Consider the following 20,125-nt stretch of genomic DNA (forward strand, 5'->3'; position numbering starts at 1 on the left):
CTTGTTGATCCCGATAGAACGCGCCTTCCCGGCACGGCGCAAGCAGCCAGCGCGAAGCGGTCCACCGCTCCGGTCACCCAAGCAAGGAGATAACGCCGGCGGGTGCCGGTTTATTCCCGCCCGGCGATAAAACCAATGATTCGCCGGCGATTACCCTTTTTCCTTCGCCGCCCGCGTCAAAAGCCGCTGATAGAACAGGCCGATGCCGATGAGCACCGCGCCCAGGCCTATGAAGGACAGCGCCCTGAGCACGCCTTCCAGTTCCGACATGTCGAACAGGAAGACCTTCAGCACGGCAATCGCGATCAGCGCGGCCGAGGCAATGCGCAGCACCTGCGATTTCAGCCAGACGCCAGCCGTGAGCAGCGCCACGCCGATCGCCAGCCAGAGCGCCGAATAGGTATAGGTTTCCAGCTGGCCAAGGCCGCTCCACAAGCCGATGAACTCGCCCTTGAACAAGCGCCTCACCGAGAGCGTGGCATAGGCGAAGGCAAGCAACGCCGCCACCAGCGCCAGCATCGCCGAATACCATTTCGGCCGCTTGCCCCTGCTGTAGAGCGCCAGACCAGCGGCGGCGACCGCCGGCAGGAGATAGGCCAGGAACAACAGGTTGAGTACCGGGATCCGGCCGGTCGATTCGTCCGTGAACAACGGATTGAGCACCAGGAAATGCTGGATGGCGACGAAGGCGACCGAGACCACGCCCACGGCCATCGAACCATAGCGCAGCACCGAGCTTGGCGAGCGCCTGTCGATGGCGATCAGGATGGCGCCGGCGCCGAAGGCGATCAGCGTGTAGATCGCCTGTTCGGCGAGCGTCGGCGCATCGCTGTTGATGACGCCGCCATGCATGGCGTGGCGCACCAGCATGGCGAGCGTCAGCAGCGCAAACAGCGCGGCCGCCGCTTCCATGGCGAGGCGCGGCCGGCCACTGGTGGTGCGAGCGAGTTGCCAGGCCGCGAAGCCGAAGGCGAGCGCCGGCACGCCATAGCCCGGCAGCAACCAGTTGAAGACCGGGGTCGTCGATAGAAACTCGGCGCCGACGATCGTCGGGTCGAAGGCGACGCGGCCCAGCACCGCGACGACGGCGGCGACTGAAATCCAGCCGAGCACGGGATAAGAGCGCCAGCGCGTGGCGAGCGCCGGCACGATTGCGGCGGCACCGAGCAGGATGGTGGTCCAGCCAGAATCAAAAGCCATGTGCAACATCAGGAGGCCTGCGACCGCCGCGCCGCCCAGGGCGAACGACACCGCCATGCCGCCCTTGAGCGGCGGCTCCTCGGCGCGCGCGATCCACTCGCCACCGGCGGCAAAGACCACGACCGGCAGGGCCGCGACGGCGGCATAGGCAAAGTCGCGGTCGAGATTGCCGTAGGTGAACCAGAGCGCCAGCAGGATGACCAGCGGCGCGACGATACCCCACGCGGCCCAACATGCGGCGCGGATCCGCGCCGATGCGGCGAAGCGGCGCGCGGCCCACAAACCGGCGGCGATGAAGACAAGGCCGAGCCCAATACCGATGCGCAGCGTCAAGGCGTTTCCGGTCGCCACCGGCAGACCGTCAAAGCCCAAATTGCCTTGCGACAAATCGGAGCCAATGGTGGTGGGTGGAATGATGCCGAGATGGATCATCACGGTCACCAGCCCGGCGGCGTGCAGCAGCGGCACCGCGCGCGGCCGGTAGAGTGCGGTGGCCACAAGGGCGACGAGAAGCAAGGCGCCCGGCAAGGCATAGCCGGCGGCGACGAAGGTCGAGTCGACCGACAGGCCGAGCGCCGAAAACGCGACGAAAGCGCCCGGCACGATCGATGGCCAGTCGAAGCCATCTTTCGCAATCTCGCCTCGACTCCCCAGCCAGACAAAAGCGAGCACGGCCAGCGTGACGACGTCGATGAACAGGATAGCGGACAGGTTCGCGCCCGGTGCGTCGGTCATGTAGAGGATGGTCCAGATGCCGGTGCCGAAAAAGGCGGCCGCCATCAATGCTTTCCAGTCGCGCATGCGGGCGATGACGCCGGTGGCGGCGAGCACGATGGCGAGGTAGCCGAACAGCGCCCAGACATTTGGCGCGGTCGAGGCAACCAGCGCCGGCGTTGCCATGGCGCCGACGAGGCCGATGCCGGCAAGGGCCTGGCCGTGGACAAGAGCGGCGGCGAGCGTCGCGACGCCGATGGCGCCAAGCAGCGTGAAAGCGAGTGCTGGCCCGATGAAGCCGTAAATGCCATGTGCGGCATAGACGGTCCCGAACAGGATGAAGGCACCGGCCGCCGTCAGGATCGCCGGAATATAGGCGCCGGCAACACCTTGCACGGGCACCTTGAAGCCGGTGCGACGAATGAACTCGCCGCCGGCGACGAGCACAAGCCCGAGCACCGCCGCCATGGTGAGGCGCACGCCGGGCCCGAAAATGCCGGCCTCGATGGTGTAGCGGATGAGGAACAAGCCGCCCAATGCCAGCGCAATGCCGCCGACCCAGACCGCCCAACGTGTGCCCAGCGCGGTTTCGACGTCGGACTGGCGAGCGGCCTTGGCGACCGCAGCCGGCGCGGCCTCTGGCGTTGCCTCGGCTGCGCTCCATGGACCGGGCACACTCTCCTCGGCCGGAATTTGCGCCTCCGTGGCCTGTATCAGCGCGGGTACCGGCTCGCTGGTTGCAGGCTCGCTGACTACCGGTGGGGCAATATCGGCCGCAGGCGCCGTCACCGGCGTCGTGTCGGCCTTGCCCTCGGCCGCATCCTGTTCCGACTTGACCGTGGGCGGCATCGCGCCCGAAAGCACGAGACTGCGCAGCGCGCCAAGCTCGCGCTCGATCAGGCCGATGCGGCTCTGCTGACGCGAAATGATGACGAACAAGGCGATGATGGCGACAAGGCCGATCAGGCTTTCAAACATGGCGGTTCCCCCAAACCAGGCCATTTTTCACTGACGTTTCGTCTCACTGACATTCAAATGCGGCGGCCAAACGGCTGAAACTCAACGTGCCGCCAGATTGGCGGCTGGAAATATCGAACATGTCTCGGTGCCGAAAGCCAGCAGTTTGCCGCCGGTATCCTTCAGCGTTGCTTCCGAAACGGCAAGCGTGCGGCCCTTGTGGACCACCTTGCCTTCGCAAACGACTTCGCCGGTCCCGGGTGTGATCGGCCGCGTGAGGTTCACCTTGAACTCGGCCGTCGTGTAGGCCTCGCCCTTTTCGAGCAACGTCTGCACGGCGCAGGCCAAGGCCGAATCGAGCAGCGTCGCGGCCCAGCCGCCATGCACGCCCCCCAACGGGTTGAGATGACGTTCGTTGGGCATACCCCGGAACACGGCGCGGCCTTCCGATACTTCGGTCAGCGCGAAGCTGAGCTGGAAGGAGATCGGCGGTGCCGGATATTTGCCGTCGATGAGTCGCTGCAGCAATTCCAGGCCGGTGTATTCCAGGATGTCGGCATGAGGAATGGTGCCAAGACCGAGCGGCGAGACCCGGCCCGGATAGAGTTCGACCTCGCTCATCGGACGATTTCCCTGGCCGCGTCCTCCACGGCGATGGGCTGGTGTGTCGCGTGGTGCTTGCGCAGCGCCGCAAGAAAGCCGGCGCGGGCGTCGGGCTGCTCGATGCCGCGCGGCTCGTAGACGTGGCGGGTGAAGAAAAACCCGGTCAACCGGAAGGCGTCGGCGATCGCCGCCCGATCCGCGCGCAGGCCGGAGCCGCGCTGCAGGAAGGCCGGCAGCGCCAGCATCTTGTCGTGCCACGGCGCCCCGGCTTCACGCGACACCGCGCGTCCCGACTTCGGCGAGACGTAGGCCAAATCCTGTTTGGTGCCGGTCGCCGCGCATTGGCTGAGATCGAGGCCAAAGCCGAGTTCATCGAGAATCAGGAGTTCGAAACGTGCCACCAGTTCGCCGGCGGCGTCGGCATCGTCGAGATGGACGATCATCACCGAAAGCGCTTCGTAGAGGCCGCCATGGGCGTCGCGCTCGGGCAGCAGGCGCAGATGGGCCGCCATCGTCTGAAGGCCGTAGACGGCGACGGCACTTTCCATCAGCCGGGCGGCATTCATCTCGATCGCTTCGGCCTGGAAGGTGCCCAGATGCTCGTCAAGCCGCGCCCGCCACAAGAGATCGACGCGATTGCCGGGCTGGAGAACGGGCTGCTGCTTGCGCGAACGGCCACCGCGCACGAGGCCGAGATGGCGGCCATGGGCGCGCGTCATCACCTCGAGAATGGCGCTGGTTTCGCCATGCTTGCGGGTGCCGAGAATGATTCCCTCGTCGCGCCATTCCATGCCCAGAGCTTTTCACCGATCGGGTGGCGAAATCAAGGTATGGGCGGGCGCCCGTGCCAGCTCTCGCAACCACGCATAAAAAACCGCCCGCAGCCAATACGCTGCGGGCGGCCTGGTAGGGTCAGTCGATCGATTAGAAGTTGCGCTGGAAGCGGACGATGCCGCCCACGCTGTCCTTCTTGTCGGCCTTGGACCAGTTGCCGTAGACGGACGGGTTGCCGTAGTTGCCGTAGTGATCCCAGTCGACTTCGGTCGTGATCGTGAAGCCCGGGACGATGGTGTAGGCGACGTTCGCGGCAAGAGCGTAGTTCTTGTCGTCGTCAGCGGAAGCCTGGACGTTGAACGACGTCTTCTCGTTGAACTTGTAGGTACCGCCACCCCAGACGGCCCAGTTGCCGCCCCACGGCTTGTACTGGCTACGGCCCTTCGCGTTGATAGCATTTGTCGGGTCGGTGAGGTTGTCGTCGGTGCCATAGCCGCCCATGATGAACAGCGACAGTTCCTTGCTGACATTGACGTCGAGGCGAACCTTGCCGGCCACTTCCTCGTAGTTGCTGTCGTAGGCAACGACGCCGGTGATCGCACCCCAGTCGCCCTTGTACTTCAAGCCGCCGACGACATGCGGAACATAGCTGTCGATCGTGTTGGCACCAGTGCCTTCTTCGAGCGAGACCACACCCGTGAAGCCGCTGCCAGCGTCGAAATAGTACTGGACGACGTTGGTGTCCTTGATGCCGTACGGGATGATCGTGTCCTGGATGACGTTGCCGGCATAACCGATGAACTGGTCGTATGCCGTTTCATCCTTACCGACGCGCAGGCCACCGAGCTGGATCCAGGCGAAGTTGAGGCTGGTGTTCTTGTTTCCGGCCTGGTAGCCAGTGCCGCTATTGGCGACCGAATAGTCGGCTGAGGAGTTGCCGAACTGGAAGCGGGTCTCGGTGAAGGTCTTCAACGTGCCGAGTTCAGTTTCCTGGCCGGTATAGGTCCTCAGCGTGAAGCGCATGTTCTTGTAGTAGGTGTCGTGGTTGTCGCCGTTCATGTGGTCTGGAACGTTGTTGACACCATCTAGCGTGCCGGAATCGCCGACGCCGATGTCATAGCGGAGGTAGCCGCCGATGCGCAGGCAGGTCTCGGTGCCCGGGATGTAGAAGTAGCCAGCGCCGTAGACGTCGCAGATCTTGACGTATTCGGCCGGTTCCGGTTCGGCGACGACGACCGCGTCCGCGGCGCGCGCGCCGGACACCGCGATCAAAGCCGCGGCTGAGCCGAGAAGGAGGCTCTTGATGTTCATTTTCTGACCTCTCCAGTCAAGTTTGAAAAATGGCTTCTGAATTGTGGCTGGCGGATATGTTTTCCCGCCTCACCCCCACAATGAAAAAAGGCTCGCACCGCGTCCCGTTTTCGCGGCGAACATACCCACCAATCTTCCGCCTTCAATGACAATTCCACAAATATTCCGGATTCCGACCACAGATTAAATCCGTGTTGCACAAATAACACTAGCCTTACCTCCCTACCCGTCAAGCTGGCACAAATGGCACATCGTCATTTTTATGTAGCAATTTCAATGTTATTATACGAATTTTCTACAATAGTGTGATTTATTCTTGTATTTTAAAGCAATTATCGCGAAAATACCTGACATATTCCAGGAATTTGCTTATTCGTACATAAGATCTCTAAGATAAATACGGACGACCCTCGGCGGTCAACGCACCCCAGCGGGATCCCCAAAGGATTGCACCCAGCAGCAACTCTTGATCCGTCCGGAACTCAGCCCAATGCGGGCGGCGAACGCTTTGCCTCACGCCTCGCGCTCGATCAGCACCGCATCGATCACTCGTCACGCTTCCGCGGTCTCGGCTGGCGCGATCTCTATCTGTCCGGCGGCGGTGATCAGTGCCTTCCACAGCGCCCAGCCGCGTCCGCGCGCCCAGATCGCTCGATCTGCCGCCATGCTGGCGCGAAAAATGTTTCGGCTTTCGCCGTCGGACAGCGTCCAGGCAATTGCCAGGTCGCGGGAGGGATCACCGACACCGCAGGTGCCAAAATCGATCACCGCGCTCAACCTGCCTTTTCGTCCAAAAGGGTTGCCCTGGCTGACATCGCCATGGAACCAGACGGACGGACCTTTCCAAGCGGCGGCAAGGGCCGCCTCCCGGACCGCGGTGGCGGCGTCGGCATCGATGCGGTTGCCGAGTGTCGAGATCGCTTGCCTGGTCTCGCCGTCTTAGACGGTGAGCGGCCCGCCGCGAAAGAAATTGTGCTGCCCTGGCGCCGGCCCGTCTGTCGCGTCCATGCATTTCAACGCAACCAGGAACCGCGCCAGGTCCGCCGCGAATTCCGACAGATTTGCGATTCGTTCCCGTTTCGCGGTCTCGCCCTCGATCCAGCCATACACGGACCATTGCCAGGGATAGCCCTCGGCCGGAACGCCCATCGCCAGCGGTACCGGAATGGGCAATGGCAACAGCGGCGCCAATTTCGGCAGCCAGCGGTGTTCCTTTTCCACTTGCAGGGATAAGCAGCGGCGCTCGGCAACCGCACGGTCATCTCGTCGCCGAGATGAAAGGTCCTGTTGTCCCAGCCGCCAAAATCAACCGGCCTGACCGCAAGATTCTTCCAATGCGGGAATTGCGCGGCAATCAGGCGGCGCACCAAGGCGACATCAATCGCGACCTCAAGCATGATCTTTCCCGAAAACAGACCCTCTTGCTCGGGATCATGCCCTAATGCGGAAACTCCAGACCCATCTCGCGGTAGCGTTCGGGATCGTCACCCCAGTTCTCGCGCACTTTCACGAACAGGAACAGATGCACTTTCTGCTCCAATATGCCTGATATCTCCATCCGCGCCGCCTGGCCGATGGCACGGATGGTCTCGCCCTTGTGGCCGAGCACGATCTTTTTCTGGCTGTCGCGCTCGACATAGATGGTCTGGTCGATGCGCACCGAGCCGTCCTTCTTCTCTTCCCATTTCTCGGTCTCGATATGCGAGGAATAGGGCAATTCCTGATGCAGCCTGAGATAGAGTTTTTCGCGGGTGATTTCGGCCGCCAACTGGCGCATCGGCAGGTCGGAAATCTGGTCTTCCGGGTAATACCAGGGGCCGGCCGGCAGGGCCTGGGCCAGATAGTCGAGGAGATCCTTGCAGCCGGAACCGGTCAGCGCCGAGACCATGAAGGTGCGTTTGAACGGCACTTTCTCGTTGGCGGCCGCGGCCAGGGCCAGCAACGCCTCGTGCTTGACCCGATCGACCTTGTTGAGGATCAGCGCCATCGGCTGGCGCACGTCCTTCAGCCGTTCGAGGATGGCGTCGGCGTCGCCACGGATGCCGCGTTCGGCGTCGATCAGCAGCAGGACGATATCGGCATCCTTGGCGCCGCCCCAGGCGGTGGTCACCATCGCCGTGTCCAGCCGCCGCTTGGGCTTGAAGATGCCCGGCGTGTCGACGAAGACGATCTGCGCGTTGTCGTGCGTGGCGATGCCGCGCACGATGGCGCGTGTCGTCTGCACCTTGTGGGTGACGATCGAGACTTTGGCGCCGACCAGTTGGTTGACCAGCGTCGACTTGCCGGCGTTGGGCGCACCGATCAGCGCGACAAAGCCGGAATGCGTGGCAGGGGCTTCAGCAGTTTCAATATCTGTCATGCTGCGTTCCATACACCTTCGCGCAACAGAAGGGCAGCCGCGGCGGCCTGTTCGGCCTCGCGCTTGGAACGGCCGCTGCCGGTTGCCGGTTGAAACGCGCCGACCCTGACGCTGACGGTAAACAGCGGATCGTGATCGGGGCCTTCGCGGCCGTCGATCTGATAGGCGGGAACCGCACTCGCCGCCTGATGCGCCCATTCCTGCAATTCGGTCTTGGCGTCGCGGCGTGCCGCGCCCGAGGCCTGCGAACGCGGCCGCCAGTATTTGTGGATGAACGCGCGAGCCGCTTCCAGACCACCGTCGAGATAAAGCACGGCAATCAGCGATTCCAATGCATCGGCACGCAGGTTGACGCGCTTGCGCCCCTCGAGCCCGCGCACGTCCGATCCGGCCCGGATCAGGTCCGGCAGCCCGATATCCTCGGCGATTTCGGAAAGCGCCTCGGCGTTGACGAGCGCATTGAGCCGCAGCGACAACTCGCCTTCCGCGGCGTCGGGAAAAGCGGACAGCAGCATGTCGGCGACAACAAGACCAAGAACCCGGTCGCCGAGAAACTCGAACCGCTCATAATCGGTGCCGGCATTGGCGCCCCGCGCACTGGCATGGGTAAGAGCACGCTGCAGGCGCCGGCGATCGGCGAAGGCGTGGCCCGTGCGTTCCGCGAGCGCTTCGGCGAGCGCATCGGCGGTCAACCGTTTTGGTGCCGCCATGACCCTAGTTGACGAAATGGAATAGGCGCGAAGCGCGCATCAGCGACGGCCATTTCCAGATTTCGAGCGGGCTTGCCTTGCCGGCGATCGAGAAGAAGACCAGGTTGGCGCGGCCGACCAGGTTCTCGGCCGGAACATAGCCGACGGTGAAGCGGCTGTCGGCGGAATTGTCCCTGTTGTCGCCCATCATGAAATAATGGCCGGCGGGCACGTCGAATTCGCGGGTGTTGTCACCGATCGAGTTCGGCGACAGGTCCAGCGTGTCGTAGCTGACGCCATCGGGCAGCGTCTCGCGATAGACATCGATCGGATAATCCTTCTCCGTGATGTCGGGATTGTCGATCTGGCCGGTCTTGACGCGCGGCACGCCGACGCCGTTGATGAAGACTTGGCCATCCTTCATCTGGATCTTGTCGCCGGGCAGGCCAATGACGCGCTTGATGTAGTCAACGGACGGATCCGGCGGGAACTTGAACACCACCACGTCACCACGCTTGGGCTCGGAGCCCCAGATGCGGCCCGAGAAAATGTCCGGTCCAAAGGGCAGCGAATAGCGTGAATAGCCGTAGGACCATTTGGTGACGAACAGGTAGTCGCCTTCCAGAAGCGTCGGCCGCATCGAGCCCGACGGGATCGAGAACGGCTGGAACAGCAGCGTGCGAATGACCAGGGCGAGCAAAAGCGCCTGGACGATGACGCTGACGGTTTCGCCAAGCCCGCCGGATTTCTTCTGGGATTTTTCAGCCACGCTCATGTCGTCCTCGATTGTGCGTTGGATGGTATAGAGTCTCGGCGCGCGCTGGGCAACGTCAATGCCGGTCGTCAGATGCAATCAATGTGGCGCTTCTTCGACCGGGACCGCCTCTATGATCACAAAGGCTTGAGCGAGCGGGAAATCATCGGTGATGGTGAGGTGGATCGCTGCCCGATGGCCTCGGGGCAGGATCTTTTCCAGCCGCGCCAGCGCGCCACCGGTCAGCGCCATGGTCGGCGCGCCGCTGGGCAGGTTGACGACACCCATGTCGCGCCAGAACACGCCCTGTGCCAGACCGGTGCCCAGTGCCTTGGCGCAAGCCTCCTTGGCGGCAAAGCGCTTGGCGTAGGAAGCCGCACGGGCGCGCCGGTTCTCCGAACGTGCCTGTTCCAGTTCGGTGTAGATTCTGTGGATGAAGCGCTCGCCATGACGCTCGAGCGATTTCTCGATGCGTCTGATATCAATCAGGTCGCTGCCGATGCCGATGATCATTGGGCGGCGGAACCGACGCTTCCGCCGGGATGAGCGGAACCAACGCTTCCGCCGGGATGAGGCGAATGCTCACGGCGTCTCGCGCGCTCGGCCAGCCGCTTGCGCCTTTGCTCGCGGAAGACATTCATGCCCCAGCGGGTGATGCCGTAGAACACGAGGCCGAACACCAGCCCGAGCGGCACCGCCCCGATCAGCATCGGTTCCAGAACGGGATGCCAGAGTTTCGCGAAGGAAAGCGTGTGCAGCATCTCGCCCAGATGCGCCGGAGGGCCATGCGCGGGCAGGCGATCATGCAGGATAAGCTTGCCGGTTTCCCAGGAAGCGCCCCACAAGATCGGAAAGGTCAGCGGATTGCCGAAGAAAACAGCGCCGAGTGCCGCCGCCACGAGATTGCCGGCGATCACCCAGCACAGAACGGCGGCAATGATGAAGTGGAAACCCACGGGGAAGAAGGAAGCAAAGACACCCGCCGCGACACCCGCCGCCACCGCGTGTGGGGTGGCCTTCAGCCGCAGAATGCGCTTGGAGAAATATTGGAGCGAGCGCGAAAACGAACGGCGCGGCCACAGATAGGTGCGCACCCGCTCGAAAAGGCCATCAGGCTTGCGGCGACGAAAAAGCACTCTCTTCCTATTCCCGACAATTCACAGCTTGCACGCCGGCTTTTTCCGGCCAGGCTTCGCCACCATATCTTGCGCTTTACGGTCGCCGAAAGGCAATCGCGACTTTGATATAGCTATCCGCAACCCCGACAACAACCGAAGGCGGTCCGCGCAGCAGCCGCACCGCCAGATTTTGGCAGGTCCGTCTTCAACATCGGACAATCGCGGCGAATTTGAGAAGTGGTCTTCGGCTAATTGTCGCAGTCTGATGCTCGATATGCGGCCGCGGATACTGGCTGACTTCGACAAGGTTGCCATCCGGAGGCAGGTCCATGATGCCCTTCCAGGCACCGTGCCTTATTTCAGATATTCGCTGACCTCGACCAGATTTTCGTCGGGATCGCGGAAATAGACCGATATCATAGGCCCTCGCGCGCCGATGCGTTCGACCGGACCGACTTCGATGGCAACGCCGTTGGCCGCGAGGCTGGCCTGGATTTCGTCGAGAGGCTCCGCCGCCACGAGGCAGAAATCGCCAGAACCCGGCATCGGCGTCTTTGCCTTCGGCTCGAAAGTGCGGCCGACTTCGTGCAGGTTGATCTTCTGCGAGCCGAACAGAAGCGCCGTCGGCCGGTTCGGCTGATCCAGGCGCCGCATGCCAAGGACGCGTCGGTAAAAGTCGCAGGTTTGTTCAACCGAGCGGACCGTCAACACGAAATGGTCGATGCCGGCGATCATTCGACCCCTCCTCAGATGTTGCGGCTGCCGGGCTTGATGGCCGGGATGGCGGCAAGCTCCGGCGGCAACCTGTCCGGCGGATAGGCTGGAACCTCATATTCGGCAAGCGCGATCAGCGGCACGCCAACATGGGTCTTGCCAGCCGAGCGGTCGATGATGCAGGCGGCCGCGACCACCTCCGCGCCAAGCTCGCGCAGGCAATCGATGGTTTCGCGTATCGACAGGCCGGTGGTGACGATGTCCTCGACGATGACGACGCGCGCGCCTCTGTCGATCTCGAAGCGCCGCAAGCGGAACTCGCCCCCTTCCCGCTCCACCCAGATTGCCGGCACACCAAGATGGCGCGAGGTTTCGTAAGCCGGGATCAGCCCGCCAATCGCCGGGCCAACAATATAGTCGATCTTGCCTGGCACCGCGGCGCGGATCCTCTGCGCCAGCGCCCTGCACAGCCGCTCGGTCTTGTCGGCATGCATGAACACCCGTGCCTTCTGCAGGAAGACCGGACTGCGCAGGCCCGACGTCAGGATGAAATGACCCTCCAGAACAGCGCCAGCCTCACGGAATATGCCCAGCACTTCGTCGGTGTTCATCTCGTCCCCCATGGTCGGCTATCGCTAGCCATTGACGCGCCGTGCATCGCTGACGCTCGAATTGTCCTTGAGCTGCGACAGCAGCCGGTTGAGATGCTTCAGGTCCCAGACTTCGAGATCGATCAGCATCTCGGTGAAATCGGGCGCGGTGCGCACCATCGACAGCGTGTGGATGTTGGCGTCGTTGGAGGCAACGACCTGGGCGATGTCGGCGAGCGATCCCGGCGCGTTGATGGCGGTGACAGAGACCCGCGCGGGAAACCGCTCCTTGGTGCGCTCGTCAATGTCCCAACGGACGTCGATCCAGCGCTCCGGCTGGTCGTCGAAAGCCTGCAGCGCCGGCGACTGGATCGGATAGATGGTAATGCCCGTGCCCGGTTGAACGATGCCGACGATACGGTCGCCAGGGACCGCGCCTTCCGGCGCGAAGCGCACCGGCAGGTCGCCCCGCACGCCGCGGATCGGCACGGCGCCGGCGCCTGGCTGGTCCTTGTCCTTGCGCGCGGCCCGGCCAGGTATCTGGAACAGCATGCCGGCGGCGTTGCGGATCTTCGACCAGCCCTCCTCGCGCTGCTTGGGAGCCGCTGATGTGACGCGCTCGTCCTTGTAGTCGGGGAAGACCGCTTTCATGACATCGGTGGAAGCCAGTTCTCCGCGACCGACGGACGCCAGCACATCCTCGATGTCCTTGCGCGCCAGCCGGTGCAGGACGGGCTTCAGGCTTTCCTTGGCGAAGGTCTTGCCGGCCCGCTCGAAGGCACGCTCCAGGATACGCGCGCCGAGACCCGAATACTGCTTGCGGATGGCGTTCTTGGTGGCGCGGCGGATGGCGGCGCGCGCCTTGCCGGTGACGACGACCGATTCCCACGCGGCCGGAGGCACCTGCGCCTTGGAGCGGATGATCTCGACCTCGTCGCCATTCTTCAGTTCCGTCATCAGCGGCATGATGCGGCCATTGACCTTGGCGCCGACGCAAGTGTCGCCGACATCGGTGTGGACGGCATAGGCGAAATCGATCGGCGTGGCGCCACGCGGCAAGGCAATCAGCATGCCCTTTGGGGTGAAGCAGAACACCTGGTCCTGGAACAGCTCCAGCTTGGTGTTTTCGAGAAAATCTTCCGGGTTGTCGCCCTCGGCCAGTTGCTCGATGGTGCGCCGCAGCCAGGCGTAGGCGTTGGTTTCCTTCGAGATTGCATGGCCGGCGCCGTTCGTCTTGCCACCGGTGTCCTTGTAGATGGAATGAGCGGCGACGCCGTATTCGGCGATCTTGTTCATCTCGCGGGTGCGGATCTGCAATTCGACGCGCTGGCGCGAAGGACCGACGATGGTGGTGTGAATCGAACGGTAGTCGTTCTGCTTCGGCGTCGAGATGTAGTCCTTGAAACGGCCAGGCACCATCGACCAGGTGGTGTGGATGGCACCCAGCGCGCGATAGCAGTCCTCGACGGTGTCGACGACGACGCGGAAGCCGAAAATGTCGGACAGTTGCTCGAAGGACAGCGCCTTGGCCTCCATCTTGCGGAACACCGACCACGGCTTCTTCTGCCGGCTCTTCACACCAGCGTTGATGGCATGCTTCTCAAACAGTGCCGACAGCGCCTTTTCAATGTCGGTCAGCACGCCCTTGTTGCGCTCGAAGATCTCGGCCAGGCGGGCGGTGACGGCGCGGTAGGCTTCCGGATTGATGAAGCGGAAGGCGATCTCTTCCAGCTCCTCGCGCATGCCTTGCATGCCCATGCGCCCGGCCAGCGGCGCATAGATGTCCATCGTCTCCTCGGCGATGCGCAGGCGCTTGGCCTCGGGCATGTGATCGAGGGTGCGCATGTTGTGTAAACGGTCGGCGAGCTTGACCAGCAGCACGCGCACATCTTCCGAGATCGCCAGCAGAAGCTTGCGCAGGTTTTCCGCTTGCTCCGCCTTTTTCGAGACGAGGTCCAGCTTCTTGAGCTTGGTCAGGCCCTCGACCAGCTTGCCCATTTCGGGGCCGAACAGATCGTCGATCTCGGCCCGCGTCGCAGTGGTGTCCTCGATGGTGTCGTGCAGCAGGGCGACAGCGATGGTCGCCTCGTCCATGTGCATCTCGGTGAGGATGGCCGCGACCTCGAGCGGGTGCGAGAAATAGGGATCGCCGGAAGCGCGCTTCTGGTGGCCATGCTTCTGCATGGCATAGACATAGGCCTTGTTGAGCAGCGCCTCGTTGACGTCAGGCTTGTAGCGCTGGACGCGCTCGACAAGCTCATACTGACGCATCATGGGCACAATCTCGCGGTACTGAAATGATTGATGCGCCGCACTGGTGTGCGGCGCATTTCATAGATAGCCACGAAACTGACTGGACGGAAGTGCCGGAAACGTATTCCAGGCAGGTCCAGAGCGCTTGCTTAGTAGTCGTCGCTCTTTTCCGGCGGCACCAGACCCTCGATGCCGGCCAGCAGGTCTTCCTCGGTCATGCGATCGAAGGTGACGTTGTCCTCGGCGTCGTCGGTGTCGGCGGCGGCAACGGCACCGCCAGTCTGGTCGGCGATCACTTCGCCATCGGCTTCGGGCTCGTCGACCTCGACATGCTTCTGCAGCGAATGGATCAGATCTTCCTTGAGATCGTCGGGCGACAAAGTCTCGTCGGCAATCTCGCGCAGCGCAATGACCGGGTTCTTGTCGTTGTCGCGCGGGACGGTGATCTGCGCGCCCTGGCTGATCTGACGGGCGCGGTGGCCGGCCAGAAGCACCAGTTCGAAGCGGTTGTCGACCTTGTCGATGCAATCTTCAACGGTTACGCGGGCCATGGATTGCCCCTTTCATGCCTGGATGTGTCGGAAAACAGGCGCGGTCCATAACCCGAACGGCGCCAAAATACAAGCATCATGGCAATGCAGGCCCATCGGCACTCAATCTCTCCACCAAACTCCGGCTCTCCACCAAACTCCGGATTTGGCAAAACGGGCCGCGTCCACGGTTCGGCGCCACGATCACAATTGCTTGCAGTGCGCCGGACGCCCTTGGATTGCCACCAAACTGGCGTTATCTCGGTTGGTCCAAGGTCGGCCGGTTTATTATGAGCCCGACCAGTAGTCGCTACCGCATTTCGTTTAGACGGCGCTTATTTCGAAAAGGACTATTTCCATGTTCGACCCTCGTGAAAAAATCGCCCTGTTCATCGACGGCGCCAATCTCTACGCCACCTCGCGCGCGCTCGGGTTCGACATCGACTATCGCAAGCTTTTGGCGAGCTTCCACAAGCGTGGTTATCTGCTGCGCGCCTATTATTACACCGCGCTGGTGGAGGACCAGGAGTATTCCTCGATCCGGCCGCTGATCGACTGGCTCGACTATAACGGCTTCAAGGTGGTGACCAAGCCGGCCAAGGAATTCACCGACTCGACCGGCCGCCGCAAGATCAAGGGCAACATGGACATCGAGCTTACCGTCGATGCGCTGGAACTCGCCGACGTCGTCGACCACTATGTCATATTCTCCGGAGACGGCGATTTCCGCACGCTGGTCGAGGCGCTGCAACGGCGTGGCCGCAAGGTGTCGATCGTCTCGACCATGGCCTCGCAGCCGCCGATGATCTCGGATGACCTGCGCCGCCAAGCCGACCATTTCATCGACCTGGCGACGCTGAAGAACGAAGTCGGCCGCGATCCCTCCGAGCGGCCCGTAAGGCGGCCCGAACCGGCCGAGGTCGACGAGGACGACTACTGAGGCCGGTCGAGTTGACCGCCCTCTCCGCTTCCGAACCCGGCCGCGACTGCCCGCTCTGCCCGCGGCTGCATGGCTTCATCGCCGAATGGCGGCAGCGTGAACCGTCCTGGTTCAATGCGCCAGTGCCGACCTTCCTGCCGGGCGGCGAAGACACCGTCCGGCTTCTGATCGTCGGTCTGGCGCCTGGCCTGCGCGGCGCCAACCGCACCGGGCGCCCGTTCACCGGCGATTATGCCGGCGACCTGCTCTATTCGACGCTGATCGCGCACGGTTTTGCACGCGGCGAGTTCAAGGCGCGGCCCGATGACGGGCTGGAGCTCGTCGGCACGGCGATCACCAACGCGGTGCGCTGCGTGCCGCCGGAGAACAAGCCGGTGGGAGCCGAGATCACCACCTGCCGGACATTTTTGGTGCCGACGATCGCTCGCTTTCCCAATTTGCGCGCCGTGCTGGCGCTGGGATCGATCGCGCACCAGTCGACCGTGCGCGCATTGGGCGAACGCGTCGCCGCCTATCCGTTCAAACATGGCGGGCAATTGCCAGCCGGAGGCATTACGCTGTTTTCGAGCTATCATTGCTCGCGCTACAACACCAACACCGGTGTCTTGACGGAAGCCATGTTCGTCAAGGTCTTCAGCGACATCGCGGCATTCCTGGAGACCTGAGGTGCGGGACGTCTCGTTCGGTCTCCGGCAGCTAGTCACACCGGCAGCAGGGCGTCCGGCTTCACGTCGCCGATCGAGGCATAGGTATGTGTCTCCTTCACCCCCGGCAGCGGCAGGATGACGCGTTTGAGAAAGTCCTGATAGTCGGCCATCTCGGCAATGCGCGCCTTCACCAGATAGTCGAAGCCACCGACGACCATGTGGCATTCCAGAACCTCGGGCGCTTTTGCGACAGCCTCGGCGAAGCGGTCAAAGATATGCGGGGCCGTGTGATCGAGCCGCACCTCGATGAAGACAAGCATGCCGCGGCCAATCTTTGCCGGATTGAGAATCGCCCTGACAGCGATGATGAACCCGTCGCGAAACAGGCGCTTCACGCGCTGGCTGGCGCCGGTCGGCGACAGGCCGACGCGCGCGGCCAGGTCAAGCGTGGTGCGGCGTCCATCTTCCTGCAGCAGCCGCAGAAGACCGCGGTCGACGGCGTCGAGGTCGCCTGATTCAGGATTCACGTTCAAGCCACCTCATTTGCGTGAATTACACTTCAAGTTGTGAAAACAGCGTATTTTGTCGCGGCCATTTCCACAATAGGCTGCGCTTCATCGCAATGTCGGGATGTCTCCTCCCGGCGGCATGAATGTGACGGCGGAACTGACATGGCGGACGTACGAGGCGCGGGGAACACAAGGCTGGCGGTGATCGCCGGCCTCACCATGATTGCCATCTATGCCGCGCAGTTCGTGGCCGCCCGCTTCAGCCTCAGGGAGCATCTGACGGCCACCGACATGGCCGGCCTGCGCTTTGCCGGTGCCGGCGCGGTGTTCCTGCCGATCGTCTGGAGGCGCGGCCTGGCGACCATGACGGCGCTGGGTTGGCGGCGTGGATTGACCTTGGCGGTGCTGGCCGGATTGCCCTATCCGCTGATCATCAACTGGGGCCTGACCCATGCGCCCGCCGCCCATGCCGCAGCACTTTGCCCTGCCTCGATCGTCTTTTTCTCGTTCCTGTTATCGCTGCTGAGGGAAAGCGCGTCGCGCCGACGGATCATTGGCGTGGCCACAATCATCGCCGGCTTGTTGCTGTTCATAGCGCCGGCGCGCGCCGGCGCCGGTGATGTCCTGTTCGGGGACGTGCTGTTCATCGGATCGGGCGCGATGTTTTCCGCCTATGCCGTCCTTGTGCAGCGATGGCGTGTCGATCCGGTCACGGCGACCGCGAGCGTCGTGCTTTTGTCCTGCCTGCCGCTACCACTTCTCTATGTCTTCGCGCCAAGCGGCCTCCATGCCGCCGCGGGCGCCGAGATCGTCAGCCAGATCGTGATTCAAGGTCTGCTCGCGGGCGCTGCCGCAATGTTCCTCTACACTTACATTGTCGACCAATTGGGCTCGCAGGCGGCATCGCTGTTCCTGCCGGGTGTGCCGATCGCAACCGTGATGGTCGGCACGGTCGTGCTTGGCGAGACGCCGCTGGCGATCCAATGCGTGGCCATCGCCATCATGGCCGCCGGGATGGGTTATTCGGCGATGGGCCGACGCGGCGCCAGGGAAAATCTGGCTGCCCCGACATCGGCTGGATCGTGAATGGTGTCCAGAGGTGCGAAGGCTTTGGAAGAACCTGACCGGCACCAGATTGGATATGTCCATCAAGGCCTGGCGGCCAGCAGCGCCGCCAATTTCTCCTGCCCGCCCTGTAAGACGTTCAGGTCGACGTCCCCCTCAATGCCGTCGACGCGCCCCTTGTTGTGGTACTGCCAGTAGATCCAGTCATGGCGGTCCGGCTCCATGAGCAATGAGCGGAGCCAAAGTGGCCGAGCGGCGATTTGCCCGGCATAGGCAGCCTCGGCTTCGTCGGTCAGATAGACGATCGCCGGCTTGCCGAACGCAGCCTCGACAGGCCCGAGGAAAGCCTGGAGTTCGGCATTCAGTTGCTCGGGTGACGGGCGTTGCGGGCAGTTGCCGCCGAACTCGATATCGACCACGGGCGGCAGCAAGGGCTGATCGTGCGGCACCACCGAGATGAAATTCCTGGCCTGGTCGGCACCCGGACGGCAGAAGGTGAAGAAATGATAGGCGCCGACGGCGAGTCCGGCGGCGCGGGCCTCGCGCAGATTGCTGGCGAAAGCATCGTCGACATGATCGCCGCCCTCCGTCGCCTTGATGACGGCGAAGGCCACGTCGTTAGCGGCAACGCGCCGCCAGTCGATCTGGCCCTGATGATGGGAAACGTCGATGCCCCTGACCGGATATTTGTCCCGGTCGGGAGAGTAGGTGCGAAAATAGACCAATGCCCCCACCACAACGACACTTGCCAGAGCAAGGCTCGCCAAGCCCCAGAGAACAATCCGCTTCTTCAAGACCATCCCCTGTTGGACGCAGATTGGTCGACCTTTAAGTGGGAACCGATGGCTTTTTTCAGGCCGTTAGCTGGTCACCCACGTTCCTTCAGCAGCCGGCCCTTTTCGCGCGACCAGTCGCGCTGCTTCTCGGTCTCGCGCTTGTCGTGCAGTTTCTTGCCGCGGCCAACGGCAAGCAAGAGCTTGGCGCGCCCCTGGTCGTTGAAATAGATTTTCAGCGGCACCAGCGTCATGCCTTCGCGGTCGACGCTTTGCGACAGTTTTGCCATCTCGCGCTTGTTGAGCAACAGTTTGCGGCGCCGCCTGGGCTCGTGATTGAAGCGGTTGGCCTGCAGATATTCCGGCAGATAGGAGTTGATCAGCCAGATCTCGCCGCCTTCGACCGAGGCATAGCTGTCCTGGATGTTGGCTTGGCCCTGGCGCAGCGATTTGACCTCGGTGCCTGTCAGCACCAAGCCGGTCTCGATCGTGTCGAGCACCTCATAGGAAAACCGCGCCTTGCGGTTCTCCGCAACGGTTTTGTTGTTGGGATCGGCTTTTCTGACTTGATTCATGATGTGGAGAGGTGGCGCCTCATCCTTAATTAATCAAGCCGGCGTGCTTCATGGCCGCATCGATCTTCTCGGCCGTTGCCGGCTCGACGGTCACCAACGGCGAGCGCAGAACGTTCTCGACCTTGCCGAGCTTCGACAGCGCGTATTTGGCGCCGGAGACGCCCGGCTCCAGGAAGATCGCCTTATGCAGCGGCAACAGACGGTCCTGCAGGTCGAGCGCCTTGGCGCTGTCGCCGGACAACGTCGCTTCCTGGAACTCGGCGCAGAGCCGCGGCGCGACGTTCGATGTCACCGAGATGCAGCCGACGCCGCCATGCGCGTTGAAGCCGAGCGCGGAGGCATCCTCGCCCGAAAGCTGGATGAAATCCTTGCCGCAGGTCATGCGCTGCTCGGACACACGCTCGACCTTGCCGGTCGCGTCCTTGACGCCGACGATGTTCTTGAAGTCGTGCACCAGCCGGCCCATCGTTTCCGGTGTCATGTCGATCACCGAGCGCGGCGGGATGTTGTAGATGATGATCGGCAGCTTGGTCGCCCTGGCGACGGCGGCGAAATGCTCGTAGAGGCCGCGCTGTGTCGGCCTGTTGTAATAGGGCGTAACGACCAGGGCGGCATCGGCGCCAGCCTTCTCGGCATATTGCACGAGGCCAACAGCCTCCTCGGTGTTGTTGGAGCCGGCGCCGGCAACGACCGGTGCGCGGCCCTTGGCCACCTCGACACAGACCTGGACGACATGGCGATGCTCGTCATGAGAGAGCGTCGGCGACTCGCCGGTCGTGCCCACGGGAACCAGACCCGTCGTGCCTTCGCCCAGCTGCCATTCGACGAACGCGCGAAAGGCTTTCTCGTCGAAACGCCCGGTCTTTTCGAACGGTGTCACGAGCGCGGTAAGCGAGCCTCTCAGCATGTCGTCCAACTCCCTGGGACTTCTTGGTTCATGCATGTCGTTGCCCCAAAACCGGTATCCACTTTTGGGCGACATGGACTTTGTTGGTTATGCATGTCGTTGCCCCAAAACCGGTATCCACTTTTGGGCGACATGCATCGGTG

The 20,125-nt window shown here is 62.9% G+C and carries 20 protein-coding genes and 1 pseudogene; 3 read left to right on the plus strand and 18 right to left on the minus strand.

Features of this window, described 5'->3' with window-relative positions; translation table 11 throughout:
• Window positions 1-150 precede the first annotated feature (150 nt).
• The 14 genes and pseudogenes from LB564_RS21025 to rpoZ all read right to left on the minus strand — a co-directional run bounded on the left by LB564_RS21025 (window position 151) and on the right by rpoZ (window position 14,587).
• Complete coding sequence (locus tag LB564_RS21025; protein WP_224540627.1) at window positions 151-2,892, minus strand: DUF2339 domain-containing protein; 2,742 nt, start codon at window positions 2,890-2,892, stop codon at window positions 151-153.
• 81 nt (window positions 2,893-2,973) lie between these two features.
• Window positions 2,974-3,492 carry a PaaI family thioesterase gene (locus LB564_RS21030; protein WP_224540628.1) on the minus strand — a complete coding sequence of 173 codons (519 nt, stop codon included), beginning with the start codon at window positions 3,490-3,492 and terminating at the stop codon, window positions 2,974-2,976.
• Window positions 3,489-4,265: a DNA repair protein RecO gene (recO, locus tag LB564_RS21035; protein WP_224540630.1), complete on the minus strand. Its 777-nt coding sequence runs from the start codon at window positions 4,263-4,265 to the stop codon at window positions 3,489-3,491. The genes LB564_RS21030 and recO overlap by 4 nt, the downstream gene beginning before the upstream one ends.
• Before the next feature lie 133 nt (window positions 4,266-4,398).
• Entirely contained in the window at window positions 4,399-5,559 is a 1,161-nt protein-coding gene (locus LB564_RS21040) for a porin (protein ID WP_224540632.1), read from the minus strand.
• 552 nt (window positions 5,560-6,111) lie between these two features.
• Window positions 6,112-6,956, minus strand: a pseudogene (locus LB564_RS21045) (aminoglycoside phosphotransferase family protein).
• A 41-nt stretch (window positions 6,957-6,997) separates the two neighbouring features.
• Window positions 6,998-7,930, minus strand: a complete 933-nt coding sequence (era, locus tag LB564_RS21050) for a GTPase Era (protein ID WP_224540634.1) — start codon at window positions 7,928-7,930, stop codon at window positions 6,998-7,000.
• Window positions 7,915-8,628 carry a ribonuclease III gene (gene rnc, locus LB564_RS21055; RefSeq protein ID WP_140710648.1) on the minus strand — a complete coding sequence of 238 codons (714 nt, stop codon included), beginning with the start codon at window positions 8,626-8,628 and terminating at the stop codon, window positions 7,915-7,917. Before rnc ends, era begins: the two co-directional genes overlap by 16 nt.
• Before the next feature lie 4 nt (window positions 8,629-8,632).
• On the minus strand, window positions 8,633-9,382 hold the full coding sequence (lepB, locus tag LB564_RS21060) for a signal peptidase I (protein WP_224540635.1): 750 nt from the start codon (window positions 9,380-9,382) through the stop codon (window positions 8,633-8,635).
• Between the two features lie 78 nt (window positions 9,383-9,460).
• Window positions 9,461-9,874 (minus strand): holo-ACP synthase, encoded by a 414-nt coding sequence (gene acpS / locus LB564_RS21065; protein WP_224540638.1) that lies wholly within the window; start codon window positions 9,872-9,874, stop codon window positions 9,461-9,463.
• A complete protein-coding gene (locus LB564_RS21070; RefSeq protein ID WP_224540640.1) occupies window positions 9,871-10,497 on the minus strand; it encodes a DUF2062 domain-containing protein in 627 nt (208 codons plus the stop codon). The genes acpS and LB564_RS21070 overlap by 4 nt, the downstream gene beginning before the upstream one ends.
• 336 nt (window positions 10,498-10,833) lie before the next feature.
• On the minus strand, window positions 10,834-11,214 hold the full coding sequence (locus LB564_RS21075) for a VOC family protein (protein ID WP_224540642.1): 381 nt from the start codon (window positions 11,212-11,214) through the stop codon (window positions 10,834-10,836).
• Between the two features lie 11 nt (window positions 11,215-11,225).
• Window positions 11,226-11,804, minus strand: coding sequence for an orotate phosphoribosyltransferase (pyrE, locus tag LB564_RS21080; protein ID WP_140710639.1), 579 nt, complete (start codon window positions 11,802-11,804; stop codon window positions 11,226-11,228).
• 24 nt (window positions 11,805-11,828) lie between these two features.
• Complete coding sequence (locus LB564_RS21085; RefSeq protein ID WP_140710637.1) at window positions 11,829-14,057, minus strand: RelA/SpoT family protein; 2,229 nt, start codon at window positions 14,055-14,057, stop codon at window positions 11,829-11,831.
• Between the two features lie 128 nt (window positions 14,058-14,185).
• Entirely contained in the window at window positions 14,186-14,587 is a 402-nt protein-coding gene (gene rpoZ, locus LB564_RS21090; RefSeq protein WP_127276203.1) for a DNA-directed RNA polymerase subunit omega, read from the minus strand.
• A gap of 337 nt (window positions 14,588-14,924) precedes the next feature.
• Between rpoZ and LB564_RS21095 the strand changes: the two genes are divergently transcribed.
• Together LB564_RS21095 and LB564_RS21100 are read left to right on the plus strand one after the other, a co-directional pair.
• Window positions 14,925-15,506 carry an NYN domain-containing protein gene (locus tag LB564_RS21095; RefSeq protein WP_027144193.1) on the plus strand — a complete coding sequence of 194 codons (582 nt, stop codon included), beginning with the start codon at window positions 14,925-14,927 and terminating at the stop codon, window positions 15,504-15,506.
• Window positions 15,507-15,517: 11 nt separating this feature from the next.
• Window positions 15,518-16,171 (plus strand): uracil-DNA glycosylase, encoded by a 654-nt coding sequence (locus LB564_RS21100; RefSeq protein ID WP_224540644.1) that lies wholly within the window; start codon window positions 15,518-15,520, stop codon window positions 16,169-16,171.
• Window positions 16,172-16,206: 35 nt separating this feature from the next.
• Here LB564_RS21100 and LB564_RS21105 read toward each other — a convergent pair whose 3' ends face one another.
• On the minus strand, window positions 16,207-16,680 hold the full coding sequence (locus tag LB564_RS21105; RefSeq protein WP_140710633.1) for an Lrp/AsnC family transcriptional regulator: 474 nt from the start codon (window positions 16,678-16,680) through the stop codon (window positions 16,207-16,209).
• A 144-nt stretch (window positions 16,681-16,824) separates the two neighbouring features.
• On the opposite strand from LB564_RS21105, the gene LB564_RS21110 reads away from it, so the two are divergent.
• Window positions 16,825-17,748 carry a DMT family transporter gene (locus tag LB564_RS21110; protein ID WP_140710631.1) on the plus strand — a complete coding sequence of 308 codons (924 nt, stop codon included), beginning with the start codon at window positions 16,825-16,827 and terminating at the stop codon, window positions 17,746-17,748.
• Between the two features lie 62 nt (window positions 17,749-17,810).
• Here the strand turns inward: LB564_RS21110 and LB564_RS21115 are convergent, their stop codons facing one another.
• From LB564_RS21115 to dapA, 3 genes are all read right to left on the minus strand, one after another.
• Window positions 17,811-18,521: a GH25 family lysozyme gene (locus LB564_RS21115; protein ID WP_224540646.1), complete on the minus strand. Its 711-nt coding sequence runs from the start codon at window positions 18,519-18,521 to the stop codon at window positions 17,811-17,813.
• Between the two features lie 74 nt (window positions 18,522-18,595).
• Window positions 18,596-19,075 (minus strand): SsrA-binding protein SmpB, encoded by a 480-nt coding sequence (gene smpB / locus LB564_RS21120; RefSeq protein ID WP_027144197.1) that lies wholly within the window; start codon window positions 19,073-19,075, stop codon window positions 18,596-18,598.
• A 25-nt stretch (window positions 19,076-19,100) separates the two neighbouring features.
• Window positions 19,101-19,982: a 4-hydroxy-tetrahydrodipicolinate synthase gene (gene dapA / locus LB564_RS21125; protein ID WP_224540648.1), complete on the minus strand. Its 882-nt coding sequence runs from the start codon at window positions 19,980-19,982 to the stop codon at window positions 19,101-19,103.
• Window positions 19,983-20,125: the final 143 nt, after the last annotated feature.

It is taken from the genome of Mesorhizobium sp. ES1-6, assembly GCF_020164775.1.
GTDB lineage: Bacteria > Pseudomonadota > Alphaproteobacteria > Rhizobiales > Rhizobiaceae > Mesorhizobium.

Excerpts from the sequence above, each read along its gene's own strand:
- LB564_RS21025 (WP_224540627.1), bottom strand. The coding sequence starts at position 2,892 with ATGTTTGAAAGCCTGATCGGCCTTGTCGCCATCATCGCCTTGTTCGTC.
- LB564_RS21030 (WP_224540628.1), bottom strand. The coding sequence starts at position 3,492 with ATGAGCGAGGTCGAACTCTATCCGGGCCGGGTCTCGCCGCTCGGTCTT.
- recO (WP_224540630.1), bottom strand. The coding sequence starts at position 4,265 with ATGGAATGGCGCGACGAGGGAATCATTCTCGGCACCCGCAAGCATGGC.
- LB564_RS21040 (WP_224540632.1), bottom strand. The coding sequence starts at position 5,559 with ATGAACATCAAGAGCCTCCTTCTCGGCTCAGCCGCGGCTTTGATCGCG.
- era (WP_224540634.1), bottom strand. The coding sequence starts at position 7,930 with ATGGAACGCAGCATGACAGATATTGAAACTGCTGAAGCCCCTGCCACG.
- rnc (WP_140710648.1), bottom strand. The coding sequence starts at position 8,628 with ATGGCGGCACCAAAACGGTTGACCGCCGATGCGCTCGCCGAAGCGCTC.
- lepB (WP_224540635.1), bottom strand. The coding sequence starts at position 9,382 with ATGAGCGTGGCTGAAAAATCCCAGAAGAAATCCGGCGGGCTTGGCGAA.
- acpS (WP_224540638.1), bottom strand. The coding sequence starts at position 9,874 with ATGATCATCGGCATCGGCAGCGACCTGATTGATATCAGACGCATCGAG.
- LB564_RS21075 (WP_224540642.1), bottom strand. The coding sequence starts at position 11,214 with ATGATCGCCGGCATCGACCATTTCGTGTTGACGGTCCGCTCGGTTGAA.
- pyrE (WP_140710639.1), bottom strand. The coding sequence starts at position 11,804 with ATGAACACCGACGAAGTGCTGGGCATATTCCGTGAGGCTGGCGCTGTT.
- LB564_RS21085 (WP_140710637.1), bottom strand. The coding sequence starts at position 14,057 with ATGATGCGTCAGTATGAGCTTGTCGAGCGCGTCCAGCGCTACAAGCCT.
- rpoZ (WP_127276203.1), bottom strand. The coding sequence starts at position 14,587 with ATGGCCCGCGTAACCGTTGAAGATTGCATCGACAAGGTCGACAACCGC.
- LB564_RS21095 (WP_027144193.1), top strand. The coding sequence starts at position 14,925 with ATGTTCGACCCTCGTGAAAAAATCGCCCTGTTCATCGACGGCGCCAAT.
- LB564_RS21110 (WP_140710631.1), top strand. The coding sequence starts at position 16,825 with ATGGCGGACGTACGAGGCGCGGGGAACACAAGGCTGGCGGTGATCGCC.
- smpB (WP_027144197.1), bottom strand. The coding sequence starts at position 19,075 with ATGAATCAAGTCAGAAAAGCCGATCCCAACAACAAAACCGTTGCGGAG.
- dapA (WP_224540648.1), bottom strand. The coding sequence starts at position 19,982 with ATGCTGAGAGGCTCGCTTACCGCGCTCGTGACACCGTTCGAAAAGACC.